Raw genomic sequence first — 23,929 nt, forward strand, 5'->3', positions numbered from 1 at the left:
GTCGTTGACCAGAAGAACCCCGACAATGGCCGATTTGACGAACACAAAGTGATGATCGGCTTCGACAGCCAGCAGGATGCGGAAGCTGCATATCTCGCCAATTACACGCCCGGTTGGAAGGGAATGGGCGACGTGACCGAATCCACGCTCGCCGATTTCAAAAAGTGGACAAAGAACGGCGACACCAAGAAGGCGTTTGCGCCGAAATGGTTTGGCAACCGCGCTCGTGCGGAAGGGTATATTCGCAAGCATGGTTTGGAAAACTCCCACGCCATTGTCGAGAACGGCAAGCGCTTCGAGATACGCCCTGCACCCACCCGCACGGCCACGCTTCAGCGCATGGCGGAGGATTTTCAGCGTCAGGTTGCAGAAGCCCCATACGGTGACGTTTGGGGCTCGGATAACGAACCGATTTATGATGCATTGTCGAAGCTTACACAGACCTCTCCGCTGAAAGACCGCGAGATAGTCAAGGCTGTGCGCGAGAACGCCAGCGATGCGGACCTTTTGAACGCGGCTGCACGCACGTTTGGCATCGGTGGCGCAGGCGGAAACAAGTACATGGTCGAAACCCGCGCGGGGCCGACCGTGACCGTGACGCTAGACAAAGACCAGGGCAAAGAAAAAATTGTCCTCAAAGGCAAGAAGCTTGCCGATCTTCTGCGCCGCGAATTCACGGAAACTGTCGAAGAAATGCGGGCAGCGCATGAGGCCAAGGAAGCCGCTCGCACACCTGTTGAGAAACAAACCGGGCCCCGTAATGCGGAAAAGCTTGATCAGCTGATCGACAGTGGCGAAGTTGCTACCGCAGCGGACGCGGCCGATGGTCAGTGGGGCGCGAACAATAAGCTGGTTTCCCGCGATCGTGCCGACGAAATCCGCAAGAAATTGCGCGCAAAGCTGAATGGTCAAATCAATTCCGGCATCGATCCGGAGATTCTGGCGCTCGGCACCGAACTTGCAGCGTTTCATATCGAGGCCGGCGCACGCCGGTTTGCAGACTTCGCGCGCGCCGTCGCAGCGGATATGGACACCAGCATTGAAAAGCTTCGCCCGTTCCTTCGCGCATGGTATAACGGCGCTCGCGACATGATGGAGGATAGCGGGCTGGATATTTCCGGCACCGACGACGCCAATGCCGTCAGGTCCGAACTCGCAACGCTCAAGGACGCACCCGATGGAAGCCTTTCAGAACTGGAAACGCCAAGCGGAACTGCACTGGAAACAGTTCCAGCCGAAACGGTACGCGGAACTGAAAAAGGCGGGAGCGCTCGAAACAGCACTGACCGAAGCCGCGGAACAGACGGCACTGGAAATGAACCAGCTAACCGAGAGCGGGTTCCAGCCGGACGAAGCGTTCCAGATGGTCAGGGAACAGTATCTGTTCCCGCCAGAGGAAAACAGCGGGACGTTAGCGCCCGAAATGGGCCAGACCTCTTTGACGCATCAAATGATCGCCGCCGTGAAAAAGGGCAGCAGGACAATGGATCTGTAAGCGAGAAATCGCTTCCAGATAACGTTGATCCATCTAAACGAGTAGCGCCCGCTGATTCCGCGGCTACGCCTGCGCATAATCGCGCTGACAATTTCGCCATCACCGAAGATGATGCGATCGGAGAGGGCGGCGCGAAAACAAAATTCCGCAACAACATCGCTGCGATCCGGCTCCTGCGCCAGCTTGAGCAGGGGGGCAGGCAGGCGAGCCACGCAGAGCAGAAGCTGCTCGCGAAGTGGGTAGGCTGGGGCGGACTACAGCAAGCATTTGTGCGTCCGGACGGTTCTTTCGCTAAAGGCTGGGAGGCAGAGGCGAAGGAATTGAAGGACCTGCTTTCGCCCGAAGAATACAGGGCGGCTGAATCGTCCACGCGAAACGCGCACTATACGTCCCCGGAGATTGTTAAAGCGATCTGGTCGGTTGCACAGCGCCTTGGCTTCCGCGGAGGCCGAGTTCTGGAGCCTTCCGTTGGCTCCGGCAATTTCCTTGGGCTGGCTCCCGGTGCGTTGAAGGGCAGGGCGCAATTTACAGGCGCCGAGCTCGACCCAATAACTGGTGGCATCGCAAAGCAACTCTACCCGGCTGCAAATATCAAGGCTCCACTTGGCTTTCAGGATTTGCAGATCCCTGACAACTATTTTGAGCTGGCGGTCGGGAATCCACCTTTCGGCAGCGAGCGTCTTTACGACCCAAAGAGGAAGGAGGCGGCGCGGTTCTCCATCCATAATTATTTCTTCGCGAAGTCGGTGGAAACCCTCAAGCCAGGCGGCGTGCTGGCTATGGTCATCACCAATTCATTTATGGACGCGGCGAATACAGCCGCGCGCGCATATATCGCCGATCGAGCACGCCTTGTTGGGGCGATCCGCCTTCCGAACAATGCATTCCTTGCCAATGCCGGTACCGAAGTTACGACCGATATCGTCATTCTGCAGAAGTATGCAGACGATACGCCCGCGGCAGAAAAAGACCGCTCTTGGGTGAACATCGGTTCGATCCGGGACAAAGAAGGCCGAGAAACTCCGCTTAACGAGTATTTCGTGCAGCATCCCGAAATGATGCTTGGTGACTTTGGGCGCTATGGTTCCATGTATGGACCGGAACAGCCCGCCCTTGTTTCGCGCCCAGGTGAAGACCTCCAAGCGCTACTGAAAAAAAGCATCGATGCGCTTCCCGCCGATATTTTGCCATCGCGCGTCACCGAGGAAATCGCCGACAACGCGGTGCAGCGGGAACTCGATCCAGTAGCCGTTCCAGTCGGTTCACTCATGATCGGGCCGGACGGCAATATCGAAATGCGAGTGCCGGATTTTCTGAATGAAACCCGCACTCGTGTCCGTGACGATATCACCGGGAAGGACAAGGACCGCATCACCGGCATGGTGAAATTGCGCGATACCTTCACCAAATTGCGTCGCGCGCAGATCGACGAACATGCGAGCGATAGTGATATCGAAAGCCTGCGCGGCGATCTGAACCGCGAGTATGATGCGTTCGTCAAGGATTTCGGTCCTCTGAACGCCGATACCAACCGACGCGCGTTTCAGGATGACCCAACTTGGCCGCAGGTTTCGGCATTGGAAACTGACTTTGACAAGGGCCTGTCAAAGACAATGGCGGCAAAAACGGGAGAAAAAGCCCGCCCTGCAACCGCGAAGAAGGCCCCGATTTTCGCGCGGCGCACGCAGGAACCATACCGCCGACCGGACAGTGCCGCGACAGCAAAAGACGCGCTGGCCATTGTCCTTGGTGATGTTGGCTACGTTGATATGGCTCGCATCGCGGCACTTTACGGCAAGCCGGAACCTGAAATCGTCAAGGAGCTGGACGACCGCATCTATCTCACGCCTGACGGCTCATACGAAACAGCGGACCTTTATCTTTCGGGCAACGTCAAGCAGAAGCTTGCTCGGGCAGAGGAAGCCGCAAACGAAAATCCGGCATTCAGTCGAAATGTGCAGGCTCTGCGCGATGTAATTCCCGCTGATATCGAGCCTGTCGATATCGACGTGAAAGCGGGCGCGCCTTGGGTTCCCGCAAAGCATGTGGCTGATTTCGTCAACGATATGCTGGAAATCAGCGATGCGAGGGCGACCTATGCGCCCAGTACCGCTCGTTGGGAAATCACGGCACGTCGTGCTTCCGATGTAGCCGGGGTGAAATGGGGAACGCCTGACGTATCGGCGAAGCAAGTAATGGAGGCGGCTCTCAATGCTCGTACCATTACAGTCAGCCATAAAACCCGCGATGGCCAGACGATCATTGATGAGGGCGCTACGGAAGCGGCCAACCAGAAGGTTGAAGCACTCAAAAATGAGTGGAAGCGCTGGATTTGGGACAACGATGCACGCCGCGAAGAACTCGCGCGCCTGTATAACGATATCTATAACACTCACGTCGATACCGTTTATGACGGCTCGCATCTGACCCTACCGGGCAAGGTCAGCGATGACATTATTGAGCTTCGCCCGCATCAAAAATCCTTTGTTTGGCGCGTCCTTCAATCTCCGACAACGCTGGCCGATCACACAGTCGGCGCAGGGAAGACCTTCGCAGCCATTGCGGCCGTAATGGAATTGCGCCGTACCGGCCAAGCAAAAAAACCAATGCTGGTCGTACCTAACCATCTTGTGCAGCAATGGGCGGCTGATTTCATCAAGCTTTATCCCGGCGCGAACATTCTTGCCGCCACGAAGAAAGACTTCGAGTCCGCGAACCGCAAGCGCTTTTTCGCTCGTGTGGCGGCAGGCGACTATGATGCGGTTATCGTGGCTCATTCCTCCTTCGGGTTGATCGGCGTCGATCCGGTCTATGAAGCCGAATTTATCCGCATGCAGGTCGATGATCTGGAAGCCTCGATCCGGACGCTTGAGGAATCGGACGGAAAGAGCTCCCGAAGCGTCAAACAAATGGCCAAGCAGCGGGACGCTCTCGAAGAACGCATGCAAAAGCTTCTCGACGTGGGCGGAAAAGATGCCGGCATGACGTTCGAGGAAATGGGCGTTGACGGCCTTATTGTCGACGAAGCTCACGAGTTCAAAAATCTCGGCTTTGCTACGTCCCTCACCCGCGTTGCGGGACTGGGAAATAAAACTGGATCGAAAAAGGCCGCTGACCTTTTCATGAAAATCCAGAGCGTTTTGAAGCGCACCGGCGGTCGCAATGTGGCGTTCCTCACGGGCACGCCGATATCGAACACTATGGCCGAACTGTACACGATGCAGCGCTATCTCGCCTATGACGCACTCAAGGCGCAGGGCGTGCAGCATTTCGATGCCTGGGCGCGAGTATTCGGTGAAATCGTTACCGAGTACGAACTGTCGGCGGCTGGCAAATACAAGCTCACCACGCGTTTCTCCCGCTTCACGAATATGCCGGAACTCGTGACGCAATTTCGCGCGTTCGCGGACACGATTACGAATGACGATATCAAGCGTCAGTTGGCAGAGCAGGGCAAGACACTGCCCCTGCCGCGCGTTAAGGGCGGGAAACCGACCAACAATATTGTTCAGCCATCAGAATATCAGCTCGATTACATCGGCCAGCCAACCGTCGATGAAAACGGAAACGAGAGCTACCCCGAAGGTTCCATTGTCTGGCGTTCAGAAAATATGCCGAAGAAGGCTGAAAAGGGCGCTGACAATATGCTCAAAATTACGTCCGACGCCCGCAAGGCAGCGTTGGATATGCGTCTTGTCGATCCCAACATTCCCGATGTTCCGGGCACGAAGGTAAATCTCGCTGCCGACAAGATTAAAGGCATTTACCGTAAGTGGGATCAGCAGAAGGGAACGCAGCTCGTCTTTATCGACCTTTCCACGCCGAAAAAGGCCGTGGCGAAGGCGAGGGCGGAACTGGTCGAACTGCAAACAAAAGCAGACGCTGGCGATGAAGCCGCCCAGGCCAAGCTGGATAACATCAGCCTGGACGAAATCGCGGCACTGGAATCCGCGTTTTCCGTCTATGATGATTTGAAAGCGAAGTTGATCCGGAACGGCATTCCGGAACGAGAAATTGCGTTCATCCACGATGCCAATACCGATCTCCAAAAGCAGGAACTTTTCGGTAAAGTCCGGTCAGGTCAGATCCGTGTCCTGATCGGATCGACGCCGAAAATGGGCGCTGGCACCAATGTGCAGAACCGCCTCGTAGCGCTTCACCATCTCGATGCGCCATGGCGTCCGAGCGATCTGGAACAGCGAGAAGGCCGTATCATCCGGCAGGGCAACGAACTTTACGCTGCCGACCCTGACGGCTTTGAGGTTGAAATCCATCGCTACGGTACAGAACGCACACTCGATGCCAAGCAATGGCAAACCATTGAGCAGAAAGCGCGGTTTATCGGTCAATTCCGGGCCGGGAACATCAAGGATCGTGTCGTCGAAGATATCGGCGGCGAGGCGGCGAATGCGGCGGAAATGAAGGCCGCAGCATCCGGAAACCCTATGATCCTCGAAGAAATGGAACTGCGCCGCAGGATCAAGCGGCTTGAAAACGACAAGCGCGAACATGACCGATCGCAGCATTCGACAAGCCGCCAGATCACCAGCATGGAGCGACAGAAAGAGGAAATCGAAGCAAACGCGGGCGCCGTAAAGGCCGACGCCGACACCGCGACCAAGTTTATGAGCGGCGATTTCAACGCGACGATTAACGGGAAGGCCATGGAAAAGCCAACCGATATCGGCGCTGAAATTCTTGATGCTGCTCGCGACATGGTGAAAAGCGGCGCGAAAAGCCGGGCCATGGGTTCGGTGGGGCCGTTTAAGCTTGCGCTACAGCATAATCTTGCCGATTCCTTCACTGTCACCGTGAAAGGTGCGCAGGAGTACGGTATCGACCTCGATAACGTCCTCAATCTGACGCCAGTGGGCACGGCGATGCGTGTCATGAACTTGATACGGAATCTTCCTGATCGCCCTGCGCTGGAAGCCGAACGCCTTTCAAACATCGATAAAACCCTGCCACGCCTGCGCGAGCAATTGAGCACGTGGGATAAGTCGGCGGAACTTGACGAGGCGCGCCAGCAGCATGCCAACGTCATGTCGATACTGCGCCCCGTGAAAAAACCGGCGCCGACCGTCAACGTTGAGAAGGGTTCAGAGCCGGTCAAGGCGTCCATCGCTGAACAGAATCCAGTTGCCCGCTTGACGGGCGAGGAGGTTCTGAAAAACTTCAAAGGCGGCGAGGATATGCCCGCGCTGCGCAGACAAGCGCAGGCATGGTATGACCAAAATCTGGTCGAGCCCAAAACGACCGTCACTATGAAGGACGGGACAGTCGTCGGTTTCAATGGCCGTGGCAAACGAGAAACGACATATGGCCGCAAGGGCGATATCCTGTTGCGGTCAGTACCGGCTATCCCGGCCATTATCGAGAACGGTGAAATCGTTCACCGCGAGGCTGGCGACGAACGCCATTCCCACGTTTTGGAACGTGTCGTCATCGCGGCGCCAATCGAACTCGCGGGCAAAATCCATAACCTTGCCGTCGCCGTAAACCGGACGCGCGATGGCGATTGGCACTATGACCTCAATACGGATAACCGTTTTGTTGGGAAGGATAGTTACGCGGGACGCCCAAGCTATCAGGATCTTGGAGAACGAGGGGCAGAGCCCTTGCTATCTGCATTGGAAGGCACGTCCCGCTCCATCAATATATTCGAATGGGCGTCGGATGGCAATGCACCCGCCGAATCCGGGTCAATACGCGATGCACTCGCCCGCGGGCCGCTCGGTGAAACTGTCGGTCGATTGATCGATAGCGGTGCTCTGCAATTGCAGAAAACGGGCGAAAACGCCGTGCAGGGGTGGACCACTCCGGACGGCACAATTGTACTGAACACAGACGGCGTAAGCCCGGATAATGCGAATGCCGTTTTTCTTCATGAGGCGTTTCACTCTGGCGCTCGCAAGCTGATCGGCACAGCTTCGTGGAATAAACTCCTTGAGGAATTGGGCCAAATCCATCGTCAGTACGAGCGTTCCACCGGCAAAGCACGCTCTTACTTCGACAAAGCGCGCGCTCGTGTTGAGAATGCGGAGCGCGCTACGGGTGATATGCCTGCAGCCCTCCGAGCGGAAGAATTTGGCGCATACGCGATTGAGGAATACGAAACTGCGCCGCGCTCGCTGCGTATGTGGGCCGATGACTTTTTGGGCCATGTGAAAGCCTGGGCCTTGAAGCGTTTCGGCAAGCAGCTCGGACGCGTAACCCCGGCGCAATTGCGCGCATTGGCCGTCGCTGCTCTGCGTGACATATCCAAGCCGGATGGCAACCCACCACGCCCCGAACGTTCAAAACGTTTTTCGATAGCCGATGATAGCTTTTCCACGGTCAACCGCGCAAACGTTCGTGAAGCCGCAGATGCTGTCAGGGGTCGCCTTACTGACTGGACCCCGAAGGCGCTGGCCCTTGTTCCGTTGAATTACTTCACGGAACTTGCGCAAAAGGGCCAAGAGGCGATCGGCACATACCTGACCGTAAAACGCCAGCTTGACGCCTATCGAGGCAACCGTCACGCCGAAGCCGACCAAACCGTGCAGCAATGGCGCAAGTACAATCGGCTAGGGAAGGACAAAGCCGCTGCGCTTGCCGATGTGATGCACCAATCCACGATTGCGCAGTACGATCCGTCAATTGACAACGCACCCGGCGATCGCGCGAAGAACGCCGCGTTGCAGAAGGCTTATGATGCATTGCCGGACGCCGGCAAGCGGCTCTATCAGTCCGTCCGCGACAGCTATGCTGCACAGACAAAGGAGCTTGACGGCATCATCCTCGACAATCTGAAAAAAGTCTTTCAGATCGCGCAGACGAAAGCCGAGCGGAAGTATCGTAAGGAGCTTGAACGGATTTCGCGCCAGCAGATGGACCCGGCAGCGCGCAAACAGGCGCAGCAGGACGCGGCGGAGGTTTATGAAGCCACCGCGACGAAGGCGAAATGGTCGATGAAAGCCCGACTGACAAAAATGCGCCAGGCGCTGGAAACGAGCCGAATGGAAGGTCCATACTTCCCGCTCGCGCGTTTCGGCGACTATTTCGTCACCGTCAAAGATATCACCGGTGAAGTGCTGCATTTTTCGATGCACGAGCGCAGTGCCGAACGCGATAAGGTTGCTGCCGACATGAGAAAGCAGTTTCCTAACGGCGAGGTTATCGTCGGCATCAAGTCAAACAGCAATGAGCTGCAACGCGCTATGGACCCCCGTGTTATCGCTGATATTCAGGCGATCATCGGAAAATCGAACATCGACAGCGATATTGGCGCACAGATCCTCGATCAAATTTGGCAGCGCTATTTGCAGACAATGCCCGATATGTCGGTACGCAAGCGTCAAATCCACCGCAAGAATGTCGCCGGTTTCCACGGTGATGCGCTCCGCGCCTATGCATCACATATGTTCCATTCCGCCCACCAGATGGGACGCTTGAAATATGGCGTTGAACTCAATGAGCTCGTGGAACGTGCTTCGGAAGAAGCAAGCGAGGCCGCGAACCCTACAAAGGCGGGCATGCTCGCGAACGAACTGCGCAAACGCCATCAGTGGGTAATGAACCCGACCGGCTCGCAATTCGCTCAAAATATCACCAGTGCGGCGTTTGTCTGGTTCCTCGCTGGCTCGCCGGCCGCGGCAGCAGTGAACCTTGCGCAAACTCCAATGATGGGCATCCCCATTCTCGGCGCCAAGTTCGGCACCGCGAAAACCACCAGTGCGCTTTTGCGTGCGTCGGCCGATCTGTTCCGCGGCAAGGGCAGTGTCAATCACGCCCTACTGACAGCCGACGAAAAGGCAGCGCTTGAACATTTCTACGAAACGGGGCTGATTGATCGAACCCAGTCTCACGACCTCGCAGGCGTGGGCGAAACCGGTGTGGACTATTCGCCCTGGCGCGCCGCCGTAATGGCGAAGCTCTCATATTTCTTCCATAAATCGGAAGTCATAAACCGGGAAGTGACGGCGCTCGCTGCATACCGCCTCGCCCGGAATAGCGGCATGAGGTCGGAACGCGCGATCGAGGCCGCTCATGACCTCACGTGGAAAGTCCACTTCGATTATTCCAATAGCAGCCGTGCACGCGTGCTGCAGAGCGACTTTGCCAAAGTTGCGCTCGTGTTCCGCTCATACCAGATGAACATGATTTACCGTATCGTTCGCGATGCGCAGCAAGCGTTCAAGGGCGAGAGCAAAGAGGTTCGCCGCGAAGCGCTTTACCAGCTCACCGGAGCATTGGGCATGATGGCTCTTACCTCCGGTGTGACTGGCATTTTCGGTTTCAACGCTGCGATGATCGCCTTGGGAATGCTTTTCGGCGATGATGACGATCCGTTTGAATTTGAAACGAAGGTCAAAAAAACCATCGTCGATGTTTTCGGCAAGGAACTCGGTGGCATGATCCTCAATGGACCAGTAGGCTATCTGACCGGCGTAGATCTTACGAACCGCATTGGTATGGCCGATATCTGGTTCCGTTCGCCGAACCGCGATCTGGATGGACAACAGGAATATCAGTATTGGATCATGAGCCAGCTTGGCGCTGGCGTCAGCATGGGTTCCCAGTTCTGGCAAGGTGGCCAGCAACTCGCGAAGGGCGAATACTGGCGCGCGACCGAAACGGTTCTGCCCAAATTCCTCCGCGACCCGATGAAGGCGTTCCGGTATTACAATGAAGGCGTCCGCAACGCTCGTGGGGACGATATTGTACCGGAAGATCAGATCAACGCATTCGATGCGGCCCGGCAAGGCATAGGCTTCACGCCAGCTAAGGTTACGGAAGCATGGGAGCGCAATTCAACGCTCAAGAATGCGGAAAAGCGGCTCAACGACCGTCGCCGGCAATTGATGAATGAGTTTGCCATTGCTGTTGAGCAGCGTGACCCTGACGCGCGGCGTGCAGTTCTGAAACGCATCCAAGACTTCAATGCTTCGCCCTATAATCGAGCTATCCAGATTACAGGAGAAACGCTGCAGCGTTCGCTCCGCACCCGCCGCCGCAACGCGCAGCTTCGGGAGGATGGTGCACTTATCACCAATCGGGAAATGGGCGTTCAATTGAGACGCGGTTTGCCAGAACGCATCAATTGAGGATGGACCACAAGACGTAGTTACTTTTCGCTTTTGCGTTAAGGTAATTGCCGATATATAGTGTCTTGCGATTGCGCATGACGTGCAGCCTTTTCCACCAGTTAGGGCGAGCACCCAATGTCTGCGCAATCCACCTCTCTTGCTTTCCAAGCCTGTCATGCCGTTACCGCCCGTTGGGAAGGCGGATGGTCCAACCATGCTGCCGATCCGGGCGGCAAAACGATGTATGGCATTACGGAAAAGGTCTGGCTGGCCTGGAATAAGGCCAAGGGCATTTCAAAGCCCAAGCCAATTCGCCAGATCACGCGGGCCGAAGCCGAAGAAATTTATTATCACGACTATTGGCTTGCCGCGCGATGCAACACCCTCGCGGCCGGCGTCGATATGTTCACCTATGATTCTTCGGTGAACTCCGGAGTTTCTCGTGCGCGCAAATGGCTTCTCGCGTCGGTAGGTGGCACCGATATTGAAACCATCAAGAAGATGGCTGCAAAGCGCACTTCCTTCCTCCGCGCGCTGGCCAATTTCGCGGTGTTCGGTAAGGGATGGATCAACCGCGTTACTGACGTTGAGGCCCAGTCCATCAAGCGCAGTCTGGCAGAATCGAAAGTCTCGTCCAGCACGGCCAATGCTGCACTCAAGGGGGAAGCCGAAAAGGCAGCAGGGAAAGCCGCCTCGGCCACACGGAACGCTCAAGCCACTGCCGGTGGAACCTTTGCAGGTGGTGGTGGTGTTACCGTTGTCAACGCCGATCAAGCTGACCTGATTGCAAACTGGGTGCTTGGCGGGCTGCTCGCCGCTGGCGCTATCGTACTGGCATTTTTCATTGTCCGCTCGATCGTTCAAAAATCGCGCGCCAAATCCTTGCAGGAGCAAGCAGCATGAGCACGGCGATTATCGACGCCCTCAAGCAATCGGCTATCCGAACAGGCTCCATTATCGTGAAGGATATCGTTTCGGCGCAGCTAGGGCCTACAATTGGCGGACTGGCCGGTTCCGTCATAGACACGGTGGCGGGTCAGCTCGGCGTTTCGCCGGACGAAATACCTTCCTGCCCTCCCGAAAAGATCGATCAGGCAGTAGCGACGGCTAATTCAGACCGTGACATTCTTGCTCGTTACGTTGAAGCGCATCGCATGACCACGGATCTGTTCAAGGCGGAGATGGTCAAAGGTGGGGAAGCGTGGTGGACATGGGCATGGCGTCCGTTCTGGATGTGGTTGCTCGCTTTTCTGTGGGTGTGGAATGGCATTGTCGTGAATGTTGTGAACGGCGTGCTCACGGCTAGTATCGCGGCTATGCCTTGGGAAGCGCTCGGCGCGATCACTGCGACCTATACGGCAATGTATCTTGGTGGACACACGGCCAAGGATTTAGCTCAGAAAAGATGGGGCAAATGATGGACTGGGGCGAATGGGCTCACCGCGTTCCTCTCGCCAAATGGTCGATCATCCTAGCCTTTTCGGTGATAGGAGCGATCATGCAACGCGATATGACATGGGTAGGCCGGGCAATCACATTCATTGTCGGGATAGCGATAGCCGTTGTCTTTGAAGAACCGGTGCGGTCGCTGCTGAATCTCGACGGCTCATATGCCGCCGCCGTTTCCGCCATTCTTGCTCTCACTGGCCGCAACTTCGTTGCCTATGCATTGCGCGCCAGTAAAGACCCAACCGCAGCTTTGGGCGAAATTCTGGATATATGGCGGAAGCGCTGAAATAAGATGTTCCTATTTCGTTAACAATATCAATGACTTAGTTCCATAAGAAATCTTATCCGATCGAAAGGCCCCGATATGAGAAACCTCTTGGCTATGTTTTTCGCTGGCGTGTTCTTTCTCGCCGCTGCTGCATTAATCTGTTTCCTCGGTCGGGAAATAGCCTGGTATTGCGTGGCCATAGCTCTGATTGCCGGGGGGTTCAGTCAGTTTGCATTGCAAGATGCCGCGCGGGTCTCCCAGCTCGCGAGCTTGTATGCAGCCTATCTCGCCATGGGATCGTTGATCGCTGGCTTGATAGCAGCCACACAAGGTCTGTGACATGCGATATCGCCGGATGGAGATTTTTCCAACCGGTTGACCCTCTAAAGCCAATTTCCTGCAAATAATGTCGGGCGATTCCGCGTCCGGATTATCCGGTTCGTCGTCGCTGCGGCTTTGCGACGTTAAACCCAGTGATTTTTCCTAGAAAGTTGAACTGTATATTATGTATGGACTCTAAGGCTGGTGTTTTTTTGACACCGGAAAAGCCCTTGGAAACTGAACTTTTGAGCCATTTTTTCCATTCGACACTGACAATATGATATCGGTTTGGAAGTCTCAGGGTGCGTTGCATGTCAGGCTGTTCGATAAGGATCAAGCCCAGTTCCTGCGCCCGTCTATACGCATTGCGAACTATCGTTGTGCACACCCCTGCCCTGTCGCCAATTTCTTTCGCGGAACACTCGCAAACGCCGTTCTTTCGCCAGTCCTCGGCAATGATGAACAACGCAGCCAATTCGCCATCGGTGAACTGGTCGCGGATGCTTTTCGGAAATAACGACGATCGGGCGAACTGGCGCGCCCTCGCCTTTCGTTTCGGATCGCGTTTGCCGCGCCCGGCTCTGATCCTTCCCCCCCGGTCAGGAAAAGAACGTGGGCGAGGTCCCCTGCCCTGCCGGTTCGCTTCGCGTCGATGGAAGTCTTGTTGCTTGCGCCAAACCCGATCCAGCAGATCGAGCAGTTCCGGTTCCTCCCCCGCTGCTGTCTGGCATAGATCGGTAACGAGCTTATAAACGGCAGAAATCTGCTCAAGCGTCGTCGCGCGCGCGAAAAGTTCATGCGCACGGGCGTAAGCCGTTTGTATCGAAAAATCGTAATTTCTTATCGACACAGGATTATTCCTTCCCAAAAGGGCATAAAAATCCCGTGGCGCGAAAGCGCGATTTAGCTTGCAAATTGCGTGCTATGAGAATAGTGTCAGCAATGACTTTTGGAGCGCCCGATATTTCGGTACGCCTTCCAACACCAAACTCAACCGGCCTTCGTGCCGGTTTTTTTATGCCTGCATGATTGTCTCCACCAGTTAGAGAACGCTTCGTTGCATCGTCGTATAGATTCTGACGAACCACTCCGATAGATATCTACTATGGACGATAGTTTTTAGCGAGAAAGAAGTAAAGTGTGCCCAAAACTTACAGACAGAGGCCGATTTCCGCGCTGATTCCCGTGAGCGTGTCGACGGAAAGCGATACATAATCGCAGGACACAGGGTCAAAAGGCCAAACGCTCCCGTTCGTCGGATCGACGTTCAACTTGACACTGATTCGCGGAAGTGTATTCTCCAATCGCTACATTGAGAGAATTGGGCTTCCGGCAGAAATGTTTGGGGGCCTTTTTCTTTCCCGATTAATCTCCCTTTTTATCAGATCCGGATTGTCGGAAAGTCTCGTAAAGACCTTCCAGATTGTTTGATATCCACTCGCCAAAAGCTTTGCCGTTCGGGCTAGCAAATTCCATGGATAGCGTTTTTCCCTTTGCCTTGGCCGTCACGCGCACGGATTGATCCGAGGGGGCCCACTGCCTGGCTGAAACGGTTTTCCTTGGCTTCGGTTTTGGCGCGGCCACCGACGACAGAAGAAATGCCAGCTTCTGGTTGCTGTCAGCCTCAAGAAACTCGCCGCGTTCAATAAGCTCGAAGGCCAATGCGCGATGCACATCTTCGCGGAGGAGCTGGGCGAGTTTATACCACGTGTCCCGACCGTAGTTGGGTGCTGCGCCAATTGCTCTCACTATTCCTTCGGGAATGTCGTTCGCTACAGACAACAGCTTCGACGTATTAGTTTTGTCGATCGACAGCGATGCCATCACCACTTCTCTGTCGTATCCGCTCGCAATCAGGTTCTTGGCGAACATTGCTTTTTCGATAAACGACAGGTTGGCTCGCGCGCTGTTTTCTTGCCCTTGTGCAATCACGTGTTCGCGATTTGACAGATCCTTGACGACTGCGCGGACCGGACGAGCCAGCGCTTTTGCAGCTCGCAGACGGCGGTGTCCGAAAACGACCATAAAGCGCCCTGCCCTATCGGGGTGTGGTCGTACAAGAATCGGCGTGTCTTGCCCTCGCTCTTTGATCGCATCTACCAATTCAGAAAATGCATTCGGATCGTCGCCCAGCCGGTCATCAATGAAAGAAACGTCGATCAGTCCCGGCTCGAGCTCAACGACCGCCGCCCCCTCCAGCAAACGAGCTTCGAGCTGCTTTGCAGCATCAGCGCGTTCAGCCAGATCATCAATCGACTTCGTGATTGCCCCAAATGCGCCCCGCGAACGATTGCGTTCCATCGCAGGTGAAAGCTTGTCGCCGGTGCTTGAAGTCTCGGAGTTGCCGCCCGTCAACTTTCGTTCTGTAATGGAGGAAAGGAGATTTTTTCGCGACATTACCGCCCCCATGCTCGATGAATGAGAGTTATGATTTCGTCGTTGACGCGGTGCAGTGCTTCCATCGCCCGGTCGTAAGTCGAGCGCGTAAACTGCGAACGCTCGATCTCGTACAGCGTTTGCTTGGTTATGCCAGCATCGGATATGGCCGTGCTCTTAAGCATTTCATTCACCAAAACGTGCTGTTTGAAGATTGAGCGCATGAACGCAACCATCTGGCTTTGTGGGCCGTCAGTTGGCTCGTATCGCGTGACAAGATATCGAAGCCAGTCCAGGCGCATATTGGCCCCTGCCCGCTTCAATGTTCCCATGACCTCGCCCAGCATCAGAAGAAACTGACACATGGACATCACATCAAGCATCTGTGGGTGAACGGTAATGAGAATGCCGGTCGAGGATGATAGGGCCGTCAACGTCAGGTAGCCGAGCTGCGGCGGACAATCGATGATGACAACATCATACTGGTCCGCAACATCGTTAAGAGCGTCATCGAGCCGGCCAAAGAACATACGGCCAATGGCGCCATCCTTTTGAGCCAGGACAAGCGGTGTGTCATATTCAAATTCTTGGAGCTCGAGATTCGCCGGAACGATATCGAGCCCCGGAAAATTCGTAGGGCGCACGAGCGCCGAAAGCGGCTTGCGCTCGTCATCGTAGCGAAGTGTTTCATAGAGGGACTCGTTACGGTCGATCTCAGGCTGAAAGCCGTGGAGTGCAGATAACGAAGCTTGTGGGTCCAGATCGATAGCGAGTACGCGATGACCCGTAAGCGCAAGGTGTTGCGCCAGATGCGCCGCGGACGTTGTTTTTGCGCTACCGCCTTTGAAATTTACGACCGATATCACCTGCAAGTGGTCATCGCCCCGCCGGTGGGGAACATATCTTCCAGGCGTTCGGGTATTCTTATCGAGGAACTGCCGTAATTCGAGAAGCTGTTGCGCGGTATAAGAGCGACGCCCTGTTGGCGTTATGAGCGGCGTAGGCCCCTTCCCTTCCAGCGCAAGGTTCTTCAAATATCCGGCGGTGACGCCGAGATACTGCGCGACTTCGGCGACTTGCAGCGGGCGCAGTGTTTTTTGCGCGTCCGGCGGGAACATTTCTAACCGATGCTCGTGCAGCATTTCCGAAAGCTCGTTGGCCTGCTGGGTTATGAGCAGATCAACTTCGGAAATTGCGTCAGTGATGTTTCCTGCAACATTCATCGGGATTTTCCACACATGCGATTTTTTTGCCATGTTGGCAACATAAACGCATGTAGCGCCGATTCTCGTTAAGTCGCAAGGATTATTGAGTTAATGAAAAGTTAACGGCGGGTTGCCGCGAAAAAGTTGACGGCCGTCAACTCGTGCCATTCGTGTCATCGGCGCACGTGTTTTTGAGCACGTGTTTGGCTGACGCTCCCATCCCCTCTCCGTCCGCAAATTGGACATAGCAAAGCTTATCTGTCCAGTTCGGGAAATATGCCTCGCACGGTTGATTGTGCCGCGCGTGGCCGGGTCGATGGTAAATGAACGGCAATGCGCTCACGGTAAAGGTTCCTCGCTCAATTCCATCGAGATAATAAAGCGGGCTGGGGACAAGCGCCAGCCTCTCTCATGAAAGCGCTGAATTTTAACCGAAACATCAAGCAGCGGTGTTTTTGCGCCGATGAACCGGCGCCAAGCGGCTTCCGGCGTTTCACCAAAAGTCCCCGGCGCTTGATTGCGGTAAATCAAATCGCCTTTATGCTTATCCCACGGCGAGAGAGGAGGGAGGATGACAAAGCCGTCAATCGTCAAGGTTTTCTCAGTCGTCATAGCTTGCCAATAACCTCGCTTTAGCACGCTCCAGAAGCGTGATGGCTTCTGGTCTACCGCCGGAGCCATGCCCCACCAATCTGCCATCGTTATCTATTCCGACAACGACGACCTCCTTAAAATTCCCAATGCACTCTTGCAGGACTTCATCAGGATTGACTGTGTAACCGTCGCCGACCAACTGCGGGCGGAATGTGATAACATTATCACTCATGTCTTGCGTTGCTCCGCGGTTGCGATGCTGGCAATTCGGTCGCGATATCGGTTCATGGCAAAGGCGAAGCGTTGCATCTTCATTCGATCCTGCCAGCACTGACAGCCGCCGTTGGTGTGCTGTCCTCCAGGCGCGAGAATTATGCAGTGGGCATTGCCGCAACTGCCTATAACGGAAAGCTGCTCGTTTAAATCGGCTGCAGCGTCATCGAGCATGGCGATAATATCGGCGTTCATTTATGCGTCTCCCCGCATTGCTGATACCAAGATTTTTTCCGCCCTTCGGTTTCTCTCAATGGTCGTTTCGACGATAGAAGGTGGGAGTTGTGGTGCAATGTCGCGTGCCAGATCGTAAGACGATGCGCCGCTAAGGTGAATGATCGCTTTTTCAATTGCCGACCGTAGACGGTGGTTTTCAGCCGCCAATTTATCAAGGTAGGGGACGGGATTTGCCTTTATTCTTGCTTCTTGAATCGCGCTTAAGGCCAACAGGCGGGCGAACATTGCTTGGTGCTTCCCGTTCAATTCAGTTATTCTCCAACCAGTCGGCGTTGCGATCTTTCCACGATAGAAGCTCGATCTTTGCATGCCCAACCGCGCCGGAATGGGCCGTACCGGTAAATTCGAGACAGGCGGCGGCAGTCAGAAGCGCCAGTTGCGGGCGGTATTTGTTGACCTGACGAACGAGCAGCGTGCCTTTCTTTATATCGCGCTTGAGGGAAGGGCAGTAGCGCAGACTGATCGCGGCACATTCCTTATGCAACAGCGGTTCAACCTGCATCACGCAAAGCCCGGACGCACCATTGCGCACCGAGGCGTGCGAAAGTGAAACCTTCGTTCGCCCGGCCAGAGGCTTACCGCACGTGTCGCAAAGTCCGGCTATGATCGTTTCTCGTTGCCGTTGCATGTGAGGCTTACCAAACAGGGGTTTGCCTTCGCCTGGCGCAACGGCATTGCATGCGGCGATCATGCCATTAGAGAACCGGCAAGGCCCAAGGGTCATTGTGTCTTCAGCGGACCAGAGTACCGTATAAGGGACAGGCGCGGAGCCGTAGAAGCGGGAAGGACATTGCGGCTTCATTCGGTGCCATCTTTCGGGTCGGACACATAATCGAGGATCGCCTGGAAGCTTGAAGCGTGTAAAACTTGAAAGCCAGCAGGCGTTTGCGGATACCACTGCAAAGACCATATTGTGTTGGTGCCGATAGCTTTCTGCAATTCCTCGGGTGACACAAATTCGTCAGCCGCGTACCACCTGCCATCCTCGATCGCTTCTTGAGCTGTTTGATAATTCGACTTGTGGTCGTTGCAAGTGATGCGAAGCGACGAAAACTCCCCTTGCAAGAGTTTCTTCGCGAGTTCTTCCAGTTTCATATTTACTCACTTTCTCGCGATGCGGCCCGGCCTGACTCATGACACGGCTTGCAAATGTCTCCGCCGTACTTTCGCATTCCTGTTTCAATATCAGTAACGATATCAACAGCGAACGGCGGCTCGCCGTGGCCCGGCCAGAATTCAAATTCCTTGTTGCATCGAACGCAAGTCCATGATGGATCTGGCAGCTTCATGTGTCGCCGCCTTTCTCGCGAATAGCGTCTGCCATCGCTTGCTGGGCTTCGCGACCGGCCCATTTATCCAGACGGTCCAGCCGTTCACGCATTTCATCGGTGAAACGGGCAACAGCAGCAACATCTGCATGTTTGTTCAATCGCTCGGGCAGGGTCAGAGTATCGCCAGCCCACGCTGATGCATTCTTCGATATGAATGCGCACTGCATCGCGAATTGCGCTTGTGTCAGCTTAGCCATCCCTCTGCCCTCCGAGTGGGTATTCGCGAACCATCAGGTCAGCGGGGATTTCTGCCTTGCGAGACATTTGTTTCATGAAGAAAGCGCGACCGCGGGCGGAAGCTTCACGTTGGAGCACGCGGAACCATGCCGGATCTGCAATTCGGGCTTTATGAAGCCCTTGGTCAGTTTCGCCGCCGGCGATGATCCAATCGGGAGCATAGTCATCGAGGACGATGCGGCCCAGCAACGGCTCGAAACTTCCGAAGGTGAAAACCGGCTCAAGCGCGACTTTGACCTCCCATAGCTTCATGCGGTCCCGATCGTATTCCTCCTGGTCGGCGAACGTCGCCCCGACCGCGACATTGTGGGGCAGGGTGGGATTCCCGCGGGCTGGATCGGTCATCTTCCGAACATTCCCAACGCGCTTGGTCAGCAAGAGCCAGGTCAAATTCGGAGTGCGCTCTATCAGGTCGAAAAGATCGGCGCGCCATCTGCCGTCGACTTCGTTGTCGAACACGTCAGCGAGCGAGGCGCAGAAGACAAATGTGCGCTTCCCGCTGGCTGCTGCGGCGCGATCCCACGCGAGCGGCTTCCGCCAGTTCGCTTCGCTTGTCCGCTGTCGGGGTTCGCCTGCGCCCCATTGAACGCGGCCCATGCGGTGCGACATGAGATTTTCTGCGTAACAGCCGTCGCAGGCTGGCGAAACTTTCGTGCAGCCAATCCACGGATTGAACGTATGGTCGGTCCATTCGATCTTGCTGTTTTCAGCCATCACGCGCCCTCGCCGGACGGAGGGATCGCGGCCGCGAGCTTGGCTTCGAGGGCTTCAATCTGCGCTGTTTTCTGATTGCACAAGTCTATTGTGCCTTCATGGCACCGATCCAACTCCTTAATCCGCGCGGCCTGCGCCGCGTTGTCGGCTTCGGCCTTCTCGGCGCGTTCCAAGAGCTTTGCCGCTGTTTTCTGCATGGTCAGGAAGTTTTCACGGGCAGCATCACGGTTGCGCTCGGCAATCTCTTTCTCCGCCCGTTCCGCCGCCAATAGCTCCTCAGCCTGCGAGCGGGTGACATAACCACCATCGGGATCACGCACCATTCCGCCCAATGACATAGGCTCTGGTCTATACCGCTCCAACCCATCGACCGGAGCGGCAGGCGCGGGGCGGGGCATCACTGGAGAAGTCATACCGCGTTCATCACGGCTCAGGCCGACATTGCCACGCACCCACGACTGGCGCTGTTCTTCCAGCATTTCCGCCTGCTGCTCTGGCGACAGGGCGTTGAATGCAGCGACGGCTTTCTTCAAAAGGTCTTCACTCGCCATGGCGGTCGCCTCCTGATGGGTGGGCTATCCTTCCTGATGGAAGCAACTTGACGCAAATCTTGAACATATCTCGTGGATCGCGGCAGCACTCGACAGCATAGATTGTTGCGGAAATTTCGCCATTATTGGAGGTCCACAGAACATTGTCTCCGATCCTTGGGGACGGCGAGCAGTGGCACATCATCGAATATCGAAGTGCGCCCTCCCGCCAATCGAGAAACCGTCTGAATAAGTTCTTTGATTTTACCAGTGACATCGTACTGCCGTGCAGCGCGTGGCCCCATGTCGATTTTCCTTTGCGGAAATCGATAACCCTGCTGTTCCCTTGCTTGCTCATTCCCCGCCCGCCGATAGTGCAGAGGGGAGAGAAAGCGGGTGCGGCATATATTCGACGGGATCGACCCGGCTCTCGCCTTCCAAATCCCACCAGTATCCGCCCTTGTGATCGGACCATGTTGCCTCGTAAACACGACCGTCTGCGTCCCGCACCCAGAAATGATCCGAATTGCGGATTGTCATCGACTTGCCGTCGCCGAGGTTGAAGGTATCCTCGTAAGTGATTGTCCGGTCGGCCTCGGAAATCGGACGCCAGAAACGTTCAAGATCAGCTCGCGCATCCCCCTCGACCTTACCGGCGTCGGCATGGTCCGGGGAGGATAGGGCTGCACGGAGCGCGTATTCCGCGTCGGTATTTTTCGTCTCGACTTCTTCGCCGCAACGAGGGCAGGTGATGAAACCGGTAGCAAGGTACATTGCAGCGTTTCGCGCCGCTTCCTCCAACGCGGCCGCCCGTGCGTCCGGAAGGCGCTTCAACATCACGACAGCGTTTGGATGGTCGATGGTGGACTTTAGAATTTCTTCCGCGGTCGCGTCGTCGGGCACCATCACAACGGGCGGCTTTGTGTGATCGTATAACGCAGCTATGGCTTTGAGCCTGTCATATTGCGCCCAGGCCTCGCAGGACGGGCAACCGTCTGAATGCTCCGGGCACCGCGGGCCGAGCGAATCCGTGATAGCTTCGGCGATGAAATCGATGGGGGTATCAGTCATTGGGTTTGACCTCTTGGGCGAGAAACAAATTTTTTCCGGCGCAAACAGGGCAGGCGGCGTTTTGCATGAGTTTGACCACTTTGGTCAGTTCCATGGGGAGATGCGCAACAATCCATACGTGGCCGCATCCCCCGCATCTGCCGCGAAGTTCATTCTTTTGCAGATGCGGCAGTTCAATGCGTTCCGGCCAATGGGTGTCGCCGCGCTGGCGTTTTGCTTCAACGGCAACGTCATAGCTCTTGCGTGCGTCGTCGGCGGGATCGTACTCGGTCATCAATTCACCCATGCTTGTCGGACGAAGCGCGGGTTCCCGTCGCTGTCGATATCAAAGCGGAACGAAACACCGGGGAAAGATTGGCCGATGCAAATAGTCGGCTTGGGGTCGGATTTCAGGGCGTCCGCGAAGGAATCGCTTTCGATCAGTTCTCCAAATGTGCCGTACGCGTCCCAGTCGCCTTGAACATAGAAATTGTTGGCCAAAGCCGGGAAGAACGCATCGGTGCGGTATTTACCGTCCGCATCGACCCAGACGGAAAACGCGCCGTAATCCTCGTAAGGCCAGAATACGACAACATCGCCTTGAGCAAGCGGGACGCTGAACGTGAAATCGCCTTCGAGAATAAAGTTGTCGTCTTCGTCGCGCGCCGAAAGAACGAAATTCCCTTCGTCGGTGCGCCGGATAAAATCATCGGGGCTTTCCAAAGAGCGTGGCGAAATTTCGTCGGCAAACTCTTCCGGTAGCCAGACGCGCTTATGTTCGGACGTGCTCATGCCGCCTCCGCTATCAGATCAATGTTCTTGGAAATCGCGCGGTAGGAGTAGGCCACAACCCACGGGTTGGCCTCCCACGAACCGGGGCCGTTAATCTCCGTCCAGAGCGATGCGAAAGAGGCGAACGGACTATCGACATATCCGAGTCCGGATCCATCACGATATCGCCGCCAGTGACCTTGAGGCTGGAAATCAGTGAACGGCTCGATACCTTCCGCGATAGCATCTTCCTCGCTGATATCCTGTAGCCGCTGGATCTTCACGCCGGTCACGATCAGGGTAAGGCGCGACGCCCAACGCGGCATGTGGATCGAGGGGCGCCAGAGCGGACGGCCGGATCGATCAAATCCCTCCCGGAAAACAGCGGCGGTATAACCGTCTGTCGGATGCTCAACCTGTTGAATAGTACCCGTACCGATGCTGCCCCTGTAGGCCGTGCGCGGTAGCAACGCGTGGGCCTCGCGGACCCAAAGCCTATCGCCCACGGAAAACCGGACAGGGGTCATTTCAGCTCCGGTACCATAGTCGGAATTAAAAACCGCCTTTGTCCGTTCCACGCCGACGAAACCCCGAAAAGCACTATTCGGAAATGACGGCTGTGGTTTCAAGATGCGGCGGGTGTTGGTTTTGCGGCCGTCAAGATTGGCGCGCACCATCAGTCCGCTGAAAAGGATAGGATGATCTTTAGCCATGGCCGATCACCTCCAAATTGATTGCGTATTCAACGGGGCGCTCGGTCATAGGTTGGCCTCGCTACCAGGCAAAGTGGCCTGTTCGTTTAGAGCCATTACGGATCGAAGCGTGACAAGATCATCGACAATGTGATGCCAACGGCCTGTTTCCGCCGCCGTGGCGATAAGCCCCTCAGCCTTTCGTGCCGCATCTTGGTAAGAGAGCCCGAAATAATGGTTATTCTCGGCCCCGGAGGTGATGGCTTCGGACATAGCCTTTCGCGAAAGTGTTACGATAACAGCTTTCTGCTGGGCTATATGTGCCTCAAGGATGGGACGAGATAGAGCCCACGGAACATTGAAAAGTTGTTGTCCGTTCTGGCCATGCGGTACGCCGAGCTGCAAGCCGCCTTGATGGCGACCGAATGCGTCTCGAATGTCCGGCGTCTGCTGGCGGTTGAGCGCTTCCTCAATATCCGCCAGAAGCTTTTCGGCAGACTCGACCTCGCGATAGGCGAGGGCAATATCCATGGCGGTGTTTTTGCTGATAAGCGAGGTCATTGGGTGGTCTCCAAATGAAAGGCAGCGAGTGCTTGAGCTTCTTCCGGCGATGCGATCTCGAAGCGGGGATGCAGTTCCCCGTTCTCGTCGACAATTTCGAGCTTGTGCAGAGAGAGAAGCCCTCCAAGGGTCCAATCGCATGGCTTGCCGTCCGGCGTGCTGCGCGGTGATGGCGCTCCGGTGAAGCGGCCCACGCACGAGAACCCGAGATATTTTTCAACGTCTTCAAAAGACGTTCCTGCGCCGGCGCAGATCAGCGATTGACCGGATTGTACGGTGCCGCACATCGGGCACTTGAATGCCAGATCTACGAGACCCGGCACGCCCTGCGCTTTGAGGCGCGCACGAAATTCGGCGATGGTGATTGTTTCGATATTGCTCACGATTGGGCTCCGTTTCTACGCCGGGTACTCGTCATCGCCCGCTAAATCTGGTTCAGGCAGCGCGTAGATGCTGGCTGGTTTGTAGGGGCGGTTCATTTGCATTGCTGTCTGTTCGGTGGTCAGCGTGTAGGAAAAAATCGACGCGCCGCCGTAGAAGTGTGTGACCCAACCCGTAATGACTGGTTCTTTCGCCTCCGGCTGATCCTCGGGCCAAGCCAAAGACGGAATATCGATGCGGAGCATTTTCGCGCCGAACCGTTCTTCTTCACGAGCTCGGCCGGCATGGCGGCGATGCCCGAACACTTCGACGACCGCCCATTCAAAGCCATCGTCAGCGCCGGTGTTTTCGGTTTCGTCTGTCATTGGTTGTGATC

Annotated in this window: 24 protein-coding genes; 5 read left to right on the plus strand and 19 right to left on the minus strand. The window is 55.7% G+C overall.

Annotation, left to right across the window (positions count from 1 at the left end):
- The 5 genes from OINT_RS22600 to OINT_RS22115 form a co-directional block, all read left to right on the plus strand.
- Positions 1-10,581: PLxRFG domain-containing protein (locus tag OINT_RS22600; RefSeq protein ID WP_006470167.1), on the plus strand; the 10,581-nt coding region annotated here is incomplete at its 5' end.
- Between the two features lie 117 nt (positions 10,582-10,698).
- Complete coding sequence (locus OINT_RS22100) at positions 10,699-11,466, plus strand: glycoside hydrolase family 108 protein (RefSeq protein ID WP_006470168.1); 768 nt, start codon at positions 10,699-10,701, stop codon at positions 11,464-11,466.
- Positions 11,463-11,981, plus strand: coding sequence for a hypothetical protein (locus OINT_RS22105; RefSeq protein ID WP_006470169.1), 519 nt, complete (start codon positions 11,463-11,465; stop codon positions 11,979-11,981). The genes OINT_RS22100 and OINT_RS22105 overlap by 4 nt, the downstream gene beginning before the upstream one ends.
- A complete protein-coding gene (locus tag OINT_RS22110; protein WP_039853597.1) occupies positions 11,978-12,298 on the plus strand; it encodes a hypothetical protein in 321 nt (106 codons plus the stop codon). Before OINT_RS22105 ends, OINT_RS22110 begins: the two co-directional genes overlap by 4 nt.
- A 96-nt stretch (positions 12,299-12,394) precedes the next feature.
- On the plus strand, positions 12,395-12,619 hold the full coding sequence (locus OINT_RS22115; protein ID WP_373366120.1) for a hypothetical protein: 225 nt from the start codon (positions 12,395-12,397) through the stop codon (positions 12,617-12,619).
- 91 nt (positions 12,620-12,710) lie between these two features.
- On the opposite strand, the gene OINT_RS22120 is transcribed toward OINT_RS22115, so the two are convergent.
- The 19 genes from OINT_RS22120 to OINT_RS22210 form a co-directional block, all read right to left on the minus strand.
- Positions 12,711-13,451 carry a hypothetical protein gene (locus tag OINT_RS22120; protein WP_039853599.1) on the minus strand — a complete coding sequence of 247 codons (741 nt, stop codon included), beginning with the start codon at positions 13,449-13,451 and terminating at the stop codon, positions 12,711-12,713.
- Between the two features lie 515 nt (positions 13,452-13,966).
- A complete protein-coding gene (repB, locus tag OINT_RS22125; protein ID WP_039853601.1) occupies positions 13,967-14,998 on the minus strand; it encodes a plasmid partitioning protein RepB in 1,032 nt (343 codons plus the stop codon).
- Positions 14,998-16,200: a plasmid partitioning protein RepA gene (repA, locus tag OINT_RS22130; RefSeq protein ID WP_039853605.1), complete on the minus strand. Its 1,203-nt coding sequence runs from the start codon at positions 16,198-16,200 to the stop codon at positions 14,998-15,000. Before repA ends, repB begins: the two co-directional genes overlap by 1 nt.
- A gap of 321 nt (positions 16,201-16,521) precedes the next feature.
- Complete coding sequence (locus tag OINT_RS22135; protein WP_206740737.1) at positions 16,522-16,776, minus strand: hypothetical protein; 255 nt, start codon at positions 16,774-16,776, stop codon at positions 16,522-16,524.
- Between the two features lie 7 nt (positions 16,777-16,783).
- Positions 16,784-17,008, minus strand: a complete 225-nt coding sequence (locus OINT_RS22140) for a hypothetical protein (RefSeq protein WP_039853611.1) — start codon at positions 17,006-17,008, stop codon at positions 16,784-16,786.
- Positions 17,005-17,244 carry a hypothetical protein gene (locus tag OINT_RS22145; protein ID WP_039853614.1) on the minus strand — a complete coding sequence of 80 codons (240 nt, stop codon included), beginning with the start codon at positions 17,242-17,244 and terminating at the stop codon, positions 17,005-17,007. The genes OINT_RS22140 and OINT_RS22145 overlap by 4 nt, the downstream gene beginning before the upstream one ends.
- Positions 17,245-17,511: a hypothetical protein gene (locus OINT_RS22150; protein WP_138920930.1), complete on the minus strand. Its 267-nt coding sequence runs from the start codon at positions 17,509-17,511 to the stop codon at positions 17,245-17,247.
- A gap of 22 nt (positions 17,512-17,533) precedes the next feature.
- On the minus strand, positions 17,534-17,914 hold the full coding sequence (locus tag OINT_RS22155) for a hypothetical protein (RefSeq protein ID WP_235691725.1): 381 nt from the start codon (positions 17,912-17,914) through the stop codon (positions 17,534-17,536).
- A 170-nt stretch (positions 17,915-18,084) separates the two neighbouring features.
- Entirely contained in the window at positions 18,085-18,381 is a 297-nt protein-coding gene (locus tag OINT_RS22160) for a hypothetical protein (RefSeq protein ID WP_050791052.1), read from the minus strand.
- A 190-nt stretch (positions 18,382-18,571) separates the two neighbouring features.
- Positions 18,572-18,814, minus strand: coding sequence for a hypothetical protein (locus OINT_RS22165; RefSeq protein ID WP_050791053.1), 243 nt, complete (start codon positions 18,812-18,814; stop codon positions 18,572-18,574).
- Entirely contained in the window at positions 18,807-19,568 is a 762-nt protein-coding gene (locus OINT_RS22170; RefSeq protein ID WP_039853621.1) for a DUF5131 family protein, read from the minus strand. Before OINT_RS22170 ends, OINT_RS22165 begins: the two co-directional genes overlap by 8 nt.
- Positions 19,568-20,119, minus strand: a complete 552-nt coding sequence (locus OINT_RS22175) for a hypothetical protein (protein ID WP_039853623.1) — start codon at positions 20,117-20,119, stop codon at positions 19,568-19,570. Before OINT_RS22175 ends, OINT_RS22170 begins: the two co-directional genes overlap by 1 nt.
- 333 nt (positions 20,120-20,452) lie before the next feature.
- Positions 20,453-21,169, minus strand: a complete 717-nt coding sequence (locus tag OINT_RS22180; RefSeq protein WP_039853624.1) for a hypothetical protein — start codon at positions 21,167-21,169, stop codon at positions 20,453-20,455.
- Positions 21,162-21,443, minus strand: a complete 282-nt coding sequence (locus OINT_RS22185) for a hypothetical protein (RefSeq protein WP_039853625.1) — start codon at positions 21,441-21,443, stop codon at positions 21,162-21,164. The genes OINT_RS22180 and OINT_RS22185 overlap by 8 nt, the downstream gene beginning before the upstream one ends.
- Entirely contained in the window at positions 21,443-21,940 is a 498-nt protein-coding gene (locus tag OINT_RS22190; protein ID WP_039853626.1) for a hypothetical protein, read from the minus strand. Before OINT_RS22190 ends, OINT_RS22185 begins: the two co-directional genes overlap by 1 nt.
- A complete protein-coding gene (locus OINT_RS22195) occupies positions 21,937-22,632 on the minus strand; it encodes a hypothetical protein (protein WP_039853627.1) in 696 nt (231 codons plus the stop codon). The genes OINT_RS22190 and OINT_RS22195 overlap by 4 nt, the downstream gene beginning before the upstream one ends.
- Before the next feature lie 45 nt (positions 22,633-22,677).
- A complete protein-coding gene (locus OINT_RS22200; protein WP_039853629.1) occupies positions 22,678-23,172 on the minus strand; it encodes a hypothetical protein in 495 nt (164 codons plus the stop codon).
- The gene (locus OINT_RS22205; RefSeq protein WP_050791054.1) at positions 23,169-23,555 is read right to left on the minus strand and encodes a VVA0879 family protein; all 387 of its coding nucleotides are present in this window, start codon (positions 23,553-23,555) and stop codon (positions 23,169-23,171) included. Before OINT_RS22205 ends, OINT_RS22200 begins: the two co-directional genes overlap by 4 nt.
- Before the next feature lie 15 nt (positions 23,556-23,570).
- Positions 23,571-23,918 carry a hypothetical protein gene (locus OINT_RS22210; RefSeq protein ID WP_039853631.1) on the minus strand — a complete coding sequence of 116 codons (348 nt, stop codon included), beginning with the start codon at positions 23,916-23,918 and terminating at the stop codon, positions 23,571-23,573.
- Positions 23,919-23,929: the final 11 nt, after the last annotated feature.

It is taken from the genome of Brucella intermedia LMG 3301 (assembly GCF_000182645.1).
Taxonomy (GTDB): Bacteria; Pseudomonadota; Alphaproteobacteria; order Rhizobiales; family Rhizobiaceae; genus Brucella; species Brucella intermedia.

Excerpts from the sequence above, each read along its gene's own strand:
- OINT_RS22100 (WP_006470168.1), top strand. The coding sequence starts at position 10,699 with ATGTCTGCGCAATCCACCTCTCTTGCTTTCCAAGCCTGTCATGCCGTT.
- OINT_RS22105 (WP_006470169.1), top strand. The coding sequence starts at position 11,463 with ATGAGCACGGCGATTATCGACGCCCTCAAGCAATCGGCTATCCGAACA.
- OINT_RS22110 (WP_039853597.1), top strand. The coding sequence starts at position 11,978 with ATGATGGACTGGGGCGAATGGGCTCACCGCGTTCCTCTCGCCAAATGG.
- OINT_RS22115 (WP_373366120.1), top strand. The coding sequence starts at position 12,395 with ATGTTTTTCGCTGGCGTGTTCTTTCTCGCCGCTGCTGCATTAATCTGT.
- repB (WP_039853601.1), bottom strand. The coding sequence starts at position 14,998 with ATGTCGCGAAAAAATCTCCTTTCCTCCATTACAGAACGAAAGTTGACG.
- repA (WP_039853605.1), bottom strand. The coding sequence starts at position 16,200 with ATGAATGTTGCAGGAAACATCACTGACGCAATTTCCGAAGTTGATCTG.
- OINT_RS22140 (WP_039853611.1), bottom strand. The coding sequence starts at position 17,008 with ATGAGTGATAATGTTATCACATTCCGCCCGCAGTTGGTCGGCGACGGT.
- OINT_RS22145 (WP_039853614.1), bottom strand. The coding sequence starts at position 17,244 with ATGAACGCCGATATTATCGCCATGCTCGATGACGCTGCAGCCGATTTA.
- OINT_RS22150 (WP_138920930.1), bottom strand. The coding sequence starts at position 17,511 with ATGTTCGCCCGCCTGTTGGCCTTAAGCGCGATTCAAGAAGCAAGAATA.
- OINT_RS22155 (WP_235691725.1), bottom strand. The coding sequence starts at position 17,914 with ATGCAACGGCAACGAGAAACGATCATAGCCGGACTTTGCGACACGTGC.
- OINT_RS22160 (WP_050791052.1), bottom strand. The coding sequence starts at position 18,381 with ATGAAACTGGAAGAACTCGCGAAGAAACTCTTGCAAGGGGAGTTTTCG.
- OINT_RS22165 (WP_050791053.1), bottom strand. The coding sequence starts at position 18,814 with ATGGCTAAGCTGACACAAGCGCAATTCGCGATGCAGTGCGCATTCATA.
- OINT_RS22170 (WP_039853621.1), bottom strand. The coding sequence starts at position 19,568 with ATGGCTGAAAACAGCAAGATCGAATGGACCGACCATACGTTCAATCCG.
- OINT_RS22175 (WP_039853623.1), bottom strand. The coding sequence starts at position 20,119 with ATGGCGAGTGAAGACCTTTTGAAGAAAGCCGTCGCTGCATTCAACGCC.
- OINT_RS22180 (WP_039853624.1), bottom strand. The coding sequence starts at position 21,169 with ATGACTGATACCCCCATCGATTTCATCGCCGAAGCTATCACGGATTCG.
- OINT_RS22185 (WP_039853625.1), bottom strand. The coding sequence starts at position 21,443 with ATGACCGAGTACGATCCCGCCGACGACGCACGCAAGAGCTATGACGTT.
- OINT_RS22190 (WP_039853626.1), bottom strand. The coding sequence starts at position 21,940 with ATGAGCACGTCCGAACATAAGCGCGTCTGGCTACCGGAAGAGTTTGCC.
- OINT_RS22195 (WP_039853627.1), bottom strand. The coding sequence starts at position 22,632 with ATGGCTAAAGATCATCCTATCCTTTTCAGCGGACTGATGGTGCGCGCC.
- OINT_RS22200 (WP_039853629.1), bottom strand. The coding sequence starts at position 23,172 with ATGACCTCGCTTATCAGCAAAAACACCGCCATGGATATTGCCCTCGCC.
- OINT_RS22210 (WP_039853631.1), bottom strand. The coding sequence starts at position 23,918 with ATGACAGACGAAACCGAAAACACCGGCGCTGACGATGGCTTTGAATGG.